A 7,007-nucleotide genomic window follows, 5' to 3' on the forward strand; every position below is an offset into this window, starting at 1 on the left:
GGGGGCGGCCTATCTGCTGCTTGGCAACGATCCCCTGCTGTTGCAGGAAAGCCAGGACGCCATTCGCGAAGCTGCTGCCGCGCAGGGCTTTACCGAGCACCATACTTTTTCAATCGACAACAGCACCGACTGGCAGGCGATTTTCGCCTTAAGCCAGGCGATGAGCCTGTTTGCCAGCCGGCAAACCCTGCTGTTGATCCTACCGGAAAACGGCCCCAACGCGGCGATCAATGAACAGCTCGCCACGCTGGTTGGTCTGCTGCACGACGACCTGCTGCTGATAGTTCGCGGAAATAAGCTGACCAAAGCCCAGGAGAATGCCGTATGGCTCACCGCCCTGGCTCAGCGCGCAGTCCAGGTCAGTTGCCAGACGCCGGAATACGCGCAGCTGCCGCGCTGGCTGGCCGCCCGTGCCAAACAGCATCAGCTGCAGCTCGATGACGCGGCCAGTCAGCTGCTGTGCTACTGTTACGAAGGCAATCTGCTGGCGCTGGCGCAGGCGCTGGAGCGTCTGGCGCTGCTCTGGCCGGACGGTAAGCTAACCCTGCCCCGCGTTGAGCAAGCGGTAAACGATGCCGCGCACTTTACGCCTTACCATTGGGTCGATGCCCTACTGGCAGGCAAAAGTAAGCGCGTGCTGCACGTCCTGCAGCAGTTACGCCTTGAAGGCTGCGAGCCGGCGATCCTGCTGCGTACTCTGCAGCGGGAGCTGCTGCTGCTGGTTACCCTCAAGCGCCAGGCGACGCACACGCCGCTGCGCTCGCTGTTTGATAAACACCGGGTCTGGCAAAACCGCCGTCAGCTGCTCAGCGACGCCCTCACGCGCCTGAGCGGGGAACAGCTGCGCCAGGCGGTGACCCTTCTGACCCGCGCGGAGCTCACCTTTAAACAGGATTATGGGCACGACGTCTGGCCCGAACTGGAAAGTCTTTCGTTGTTGCTCTGCCACAAAGCCCTGGCGGACGTTTTTATTGATGGTTGATATGACTCAGTTACAGGCAATCTATGGCGGCACCTTCGATCCGGTGCATTACGGTCACCTCAAGCCGGTTGAGATCCTGGCGAATCAGATTGGCCTGAGCAAGGTCATCATCATGCCTAACAACGTCCCGCCGCACCGGCCGCAGCCGGAAGCCACCAGCGCCCAGCGCGTGCACATGCTGAAGCTGGCGATTGCCGATAAACCGCTGTTCACGCTCGATGAACGCGAACTACGGCGCGATACCCCCTCCTGGACGGCGCAAACGCTGCAGGAGTGGCGCCAGGAGCAGGGGCCGCGCAAACCGCTGGCGTTTATCATTGGCCAGGATTCGCTACTGACCTTTCCCACCTGGCACAACTATGAAACCATTCTCGACAATGTCCACCTGATTGTTTGCCGCCGCCCGGGTTACCCGCTGACCATGGCGCAGGAAGCGGATCAGCGCTGGCTGGATCGCCATTTAACCCACGACGTGGAGTCTCTGCATAACCGCCCTTCCGGCGTGATCTACCTGGCTGAGACGCCGTGGTTCGATATTTCCGCGACGATCATCCGCCAGCGCCTTGAGCGCGGCGAGTCCTGCGCCGAGATGCTGCCTGCCGCCGTGCTGGATTACATCCGCGAGCAGGGACTCTATTGCTGACCCCAGGCTGGGCCTGGCGCGAAAAAAGCGCTATCGTAACGCCATCTCTTCATCGCCTGTCAGAGCCTGTTCATGAAATTGTGGTTAGTTCGCCATGGCGAAACCGAAGCCAACGTTGCCGGGTTATACAGCGGCCATGCCCCAACTCCCCTGACGCCGCGCGGCGTCGCTCAGGCGCGCGCGCTCGGCGAACGGCTGCGCCTGGCGCCTTTCGATAAAGTATTCTGTAGCGAGCTGGCGCGGACCGGGACAACGGCCGATCTGCTGCTTGGCGACCGCGCTATCCCGCGTGAGCGCCATCCCGCGCTCAATGAGATGTTTTTCGGCGACTGGGAGATGCGTCATCATCGCGACCTCCAGCGAGAAGATGCGGAAAACTATGCCGCCTGGTGTGCCGACTGGCAGCATGCGGCCCCCACCAACGGCGAAAGCTTTCAGAATTTTGCCCGCCGCGTCAGCGAGTTTATCCCAACGCTGACCGACTGCCGCCAACTTGACCATCTGCTGATCGTCGGCCATCAGGGCGTCCTGAGCCTGCTGACCGCCCTGCTGTTGCAGATGCCTCCGGCGGCGATGTGGCACTTTCCCATTGCCCATGGCGCCTGGAGCCTCCTCGAAATCCGCGACGATTTCACCACCCTGCGGGTATTAAATAGCCAGGCCGTCTGGCAGCCGCAAGAAGAATTCCCGCCAGACCATTGACAGGCCAGAGCAGGCTGTTATTCTCCGCTGCCAGGCAGCATCCGCCAAAGCCGGTTTGCAGAAATTGTTTTACAAAAATGGCGATGCAATCCGCGGCGAGGGATGGGATGATAGCCCGCCACGAACGCCTGCCGACAGACATTTCACCCGACTTTTTCATCAGTTCAGGTATACTGTCAGGCTCTTTATGATTATCAATCTTCACGCACCCAGGGGGAACACTTGCAGGGTAAAGCACTCCAGGATTTTGTTATCGACAAAATTGATGACCTGAAAGGTCAGGACATCGTTGCCATTGATGTACATGGCAAATCCAGCATCACCGATTGCATGATTATCTGCACCGGCACCTCCACGCGTCATGTGATGTCTATCGCCGACCACGTGGTTCAGGAGTCCCGCGCCGCCGGCATGCTGCCGCTGGGCGTTGAAGGGGAAGCCGCCGCCGACTGGATCGTCGTCGACCTCGGCGACGTGATGGTCCACGTCATGCAGGAAGAGAGCCGTCGTCTGTACGAGCTGGAAAAACTCTGGAGTTAATGCGTGAAGTTGCAGCTGGTGGCCGTTGGCACCAAAATGCCGGACTGGGTACAGACCGGCTTTAGCGAGTATCTGCGCCGTTTTCCCAAAGATATGCCGTTCGAGCTGGTGGAGATCCCTGCCGGTAAGCGCGGTAAGAACGCTGATATCAAACGCATCCTCGAAAAAGAGGGCGAGATGATGTTAGCCGCTGCCGGTAAGAACCGCATCGTGACCCTGGATATTCCGGGTAAACCATGGGATACACCGCAGCTGGCGCGCGAACTGGAACGCTGGAAACAGGACGGGCGCGACGTCAGTTTACTGGTAGGCGGCCCGGAAGGTCTCTCTCCCGCCTGTAAAGCAGCGGCGGAACAGAGTTGGTCGCTCTCCACCCTCACCTTACCTCACCCGCTGGTGCGCGTACTGGTGGCCGAGAGTCTGTACCGGGCGTGGAGCATCACCACCAACCACCCGTACCACCGTGAGTAATGATGATCAGGGTAGACTAAGCAGCGAATGAAATTACAGAATTCTTTCCGCGACTATACGGCTGAATCCTCGCTGTTCGTGCGCCGGGCGCTGGTCGCTTTTTTGGGGATTTTGCTGCTTACCGGCGTTCTGATCGCCAACCTGTACAATGTGCAAATCGTTCGCTTCGACGACTATCAGACGCGCTCGAACGAAAACCGCATCAAGCTGGTGCCGATCCCGCCGAGCCGCGGCATTATTTACGATCGCAACGGCACCCCGCTGGCGCTTAACCGCACCATTTACCAGCTGGAGATGATGCCGGAGAAAGTCGATAACGTACAGCAGACGCTGGATGCGCTACGCGACGTCGTCGATTTAACCGACGATGACATCGCCGGTTTCAAAAAGGAGCGCGCCCGCTCCCATCGTTTTACCTCGATTCCGGTAAAGGTCAACCTCAGCGAAGTGCAGGTGGCCCGCTTTGCCGTCAACCAGTACCGCTTTCCCGGCGTGGAAGTCAAAGGCTACAAGCGTCGTTATTACCCCTATAATTCGGCGCTGACTCACGTCATTGGCTATGTCTCAAAAATTAACGATAAAGACGTCGACCGCCTGGATAAAGAGGGCAAGCTGGCCAACTACGCCTCGACGCACGACATTGGGAAGCTGGGTATAGAGCGTTATTACGAGGACGTTCTGCACGGTCAGACCGGCTACGAAGAGGTTGAAGTGAACAACCGCGGCCGCGTCATTCGTCAGCTGAAAGAGGTGCCTCCGCAGGCCGGACGCGACATCTACCTCACCCTCGACCTCAAGCTGCAGCAGTATATTGAAACGCTGCTGGCCGGCAGCCGCGCCGCCGTGGTGGTGACCGACCCGCGTACCGGCGCTATTCTGGCGCTGGTTTCAACCCCGAGCTATGACCCGAACCTGTTCGTCGACGGCATCTCCAGCAAAGATTACTCCGCGCTGCTCAACGACCCGAACACACCGCTGGTCAACCGAGCAACGCAGGGGGTCTATCCGCCGGCGTCGACGGTCAAACCGTACGTCGCCGTCTCGGCGCTGAGCGCCGGGGTGATCACCCGCAACACCAGCCTCTTCGACCCCGGCTGGTGGCAGTTGCCTGGCTCAGAGAAACGCTATCGTGACTGGAAAAAGTGGGGCCACGGCCATCTGAACGTCACCAAAGCGCTCGAGGAGTCTGCAGATACCTATTTCTACCAGGTCGCCTATGACATGGGCATCGACCGTCTCTCAGAGTGGATGAGCAAGTTTGGCTACGGCCACTACACCGGTATCGACCTCTCCGAGGAGCGCTCTGGCAACATGCCGACCCGCGAATGGAAGCTCAAGCGCTTTAAGAAACCCTGGTACCAGGGGGACACCATTCCGGTGGGCATCGGCCAGGGTTACTGGACCGCCACGCCGATCCAGATGAACAAAGCGCTGATGATCCTGATTAATGACGGCGTGGTGAAGGTGCCGCATCTGCTGCAGAGCACCGTGGAAGACGGCAAGCCCGTACCCTGGGTCCAGCCCCATGAGCCGCCGGTAGGCGATATCCATTCCGGCTATTGGGAAATCGCCAAAGACGGCATGTACGGCGTGGCCAACCGCGGCAACGGCACCGCGCACAAATACTTCGCCAGCGCGCCGTATAAAATCGCGGCCAAGTCAGGTACCGCTCAGGTGTTCGGCCTGAAGGCCAACGAAACCTATAACGCGCACCGGATCTCCGAGCGCTTGCGCGACCATAAACTGATGACGGCGTTTGCGCCTTATAACAACCCGCAGGTTGCCGTGGCGATGATTCTGGAAAACGGCGGCGCCGGCCCGGCGGTCGGTACCATTATGCGCCAGATCCTCGATCACATCATGCTGGGCGATAACAACACTACGCTGCCAAGCGAAAACCCGGCGGTAACCGCAGGGGAGGATCAATAATGACGGATAATCCGAACAAAAAATCGCTATGGGATAAAATCCATCTTGACCCCACCATGCTGCTTATCCTGTTGGCGCTGCTGACCTACAGCGCGCTGGTTATCTGGAGCGCCAGCGGTCAGGACGTCGGCATGATGGAGCGTAAAATCGGCCAGATCGCCATGGGCGTGGTGATCATGATCGTCATGGCGCAGATCCCGCCGCGGGTCTATGAAGGCTGGGCGCCCTACCTCTATATTTTCTGTATCATCCTGCTGGTAGCCGTTGACGCCTTCGGCGCCATCTCCAAAGGGGCGCAGCGCTGGCTGGATCTCGGTATTGTGCGCTTTCAGCCGTCGGAGATCGCCAAAATAGCCGTGCCGCTGATGGTGGCGCGGTTTATTAACCGCGATGTCTGTCCACCGTCGCTGAAGAACACCGGCATTGCCCTGGTGCTAATCTTCCTGCCGACGCTGCTGGTGGCGGCGCAGCCTGACCTCGGGACCTCGATCCTGATCGCCCTATCCGGGCTGTTTGTGCTGTTCCTATCCGGCCTCAGCTGGCGCCTGATTGGTATCGCCGTGGTGCTGGTCGCCGCCTTTATTCCGATCCTGTGGTTCTTCCTGATGCACGACTATCAGCGTCAGCGCGTGATGATGCTCCTCGATCCGGAAACCGACCCGCTGGGCGCCGGCTATCACATTATTCAGTCTAAAATTGCCATTGGCTCCGGCGGTCTGCGCGGCAAAGGCTGGCTGCACGGCACCCAGTCGCAGCTGGAGTTTCTGCCGGAACGCCACACCGACTTTATCTTCGCCGTCCTCGCCGAAGAGTTGGGCCTGATTGGCGTACTGATCCTGCTAGCGCTTTATATTCTGCTGATTATGCGCGGACTGTGGATCGCCGCCCAGGCGCAAACCACCTTTGGCCGGGTCATGGCCGGTGGTTTAATGTTGATTTTATTCGTTTATGTCTTCGTAAATATTGGTATGGTGAGTGGTATTTTACCGGTGGTGGGCGTACCGTTGCCGCTGGTGAGCTACGGGGGCTCCGCCCTGATCGTACTGATGGCCGGGTTTGGTATCGTAATGTCGATCCATACCCACAGAAAAATGTTGTCGAAAAGCGTTTAAAGGGGTTAGCAATGCGTAAGCAATGGCTGGGGATCTGCATAGCAGCGGGGCTGCTGGCGGCATGTTCGAGTGATGACGTGCAACAAAAAACGGTCAGTACTCCACAGCCGGCCGTCTGTAATGGCCCGACGGTTGAGATCAGCGGCGCCGATCCGCAATATGAAACGCCGAACGCCACGGCGAATCAGGATTATGAGCGCGACGGTAAAAGCTACAAAATCGTTCAGGATCCGGCCAACTTTACTCAGGCCGGTTTCGCGGCGATCTATGACGCTGAACCCAACAGCAACCTGACCGCCAGCGGCGAAGCCTTCGATCCGACTCAGTTGACCGCAGCGCACCCGACGCTGCCGATCCCGAGCTACGCGCGGATCACTAACCTTGCCAACGGACGGATGATCGTCGTGCGGATTAACGATCGCGGTCCCTATGGCAACGATCGGGTCATCTCGCTTTCCCGCGCATCCGCTGACCGCCTGAACACCTCCAACAACACCAAAGTGCGCATCGACCCCATCATCGTCGCGCCTGACGGTTCGCTTTCCGGCCCGGGGATGGCCTGTACCACCGTCGCCAAACAGACTTACGCCCTGCCCGCCCGTCCGAATCTGGACGGAGGGGACGCCGC

At 59.1% G+C, this 7,007-nt stretch carries 8 protein-coding genes; all 8 read left to right on the top strand.

Translation table 11 applies throughout. From position 1 onward, the window contains the following. The coding region (holA, locus tag HMPREF9538_RS13190; RefSeq protein WP_009485187.1) for a DNA polymerase III subunit delta at positions 1 to 982 on the top strand (982 nt) is incomplete at its 5' end. Further along, positions 975 to 1,625, top strand: a complete 651-nt coding sequence (gene nadD / locus HMPREF9538_RS13185; RefSeq protein WP_004176879.1) for a nicotinate-nucleotide adenylyltransferase — start codon at positions 975 to 977, stop codon at positions 1,623 to 1,625. The genes holA and nadD, both read left to right, overlap by 8 nt. Before the next feature lie 72 nt (positions 1,626 to 1,697). Beyond that, on the top strand, positions 1,698 to 2,327 hold the full coding sequence (locus HMPREF9538_RS13180) for an adenosylcobalamin/alpha-ribazole phosphatase (RefSeq protein WP_009485188.1): 630 nt from the start codon (positions 1,698 to 1,700) through the stop codon (positions 2,325 to 2,327). 222 nt (positions 2,328 to 2,549) lie between these two features. Further along, entirely contained in the window at positions 2,550 to 2,867 is a 318-nt protein-coding gene (gene rsfS / locus HMPREF9538_RS13175; RefSeq protein WP_002894623.1) for a ribosome silencing factor, read from the top strand. Between the two features lie 3 nt (positions 2,868 to 2,870). Continuing rightward, positions 2,871 to 3,338 carry a 23S rRNA (pseudouridine(1915)-N(3))-methyltransferase RlmH gene (gene rlmH / locus HMPREF9538_RS13170; protein ID WP_002894620.1) on the top strand — a complete coding sequence of 156 codons (468 nt, stop codon included), beginning with the start codon at positions 2,871 to 2,873 and terminating at the stop codon, positions 3,336 to 3,338. 27 nt (positions 3,339 to 3,365) lie between these two features. Beyond that, positions 3,366 to 5,267, top strand: a complete 1,902-nt coding sequence (gene mrdA, locus HMPREF9538_RS13165; RefSeq protein WP_002894617.1) for a peptidoglycan DD-transpeptidase MrdA — start codon at positions 3,366 to 3,368, stop codon at positions 5,265 to 5,267. Further along, the gene (gene mrdB / locus HMPREF9538_RS13160; RefSeq protein ID WP_002894613.1) at positions 5,267 to 6,379 is read left to right on the top strand and encodes a peptidoglycan glycosyltransferase MrdB; all 1,113 of its coding nucleotides are present in this window, start codon (positions 5,267 to 5,269) and stop codon (positions 6,377 to 6,379) included. The genes mrdA and mrdB overlap by 1 nt, the downstream gene beginning before the upstream one ends. Positions 6,380 to 6,390: 11 nt before the next feature. Next, the coding region (gene rlpA, locus HMPREF9538_RS13155; protein ID WP_009485189.1) for an endolytic peptidoglycan transglycosylase RlpA at positions 6,391 to 7,007 on the top strand (617 nt) is incomplete at its 3' end.

The sequence above is a fragment of the Klebsiella sp. MS 92-3 genome (assembly GCF_000195655.1).
GTDB classification, from domain to species: Bacteria; Pseudomonadota; Gammaproteobacteria; order Enterobacterales; family Enterobacteriaceae; genus Klebsiella; species Klebsiella pneumoniae.

What these genes read in the sequence shown, in the direction of transcription:
- nadD (WP_004176879.1), top strand. Translation starts at nt 975, where the DNA reads ATGGTTGATATGACTCAGTTACAGGCAATCTATGGCGGCACCTTCGAT.
- HMPREF9538_RS13180 (WP_009485188.1), top strand. Translation starts at nt 1,698, where the DNA reads ATGAAATTGTGGTTAGTTCGCCATGGCGAAACCGAAGCCAACGTTGCC.
- mrdA (WP_002894617.1), top strand. Translation starts at nt 3,366, where the DNA reads ATGAAATTACAGAATTCTTTCCGCGACTATACGGCTGAATCCTCGCTG.
- mrdB (WP_002894613.1), top strand. Translation starts at nt 5,267, where the DNA reads ATGACGGATAATCCGAACAAAAAATCGCTATGGGATAAAATCCATCTT.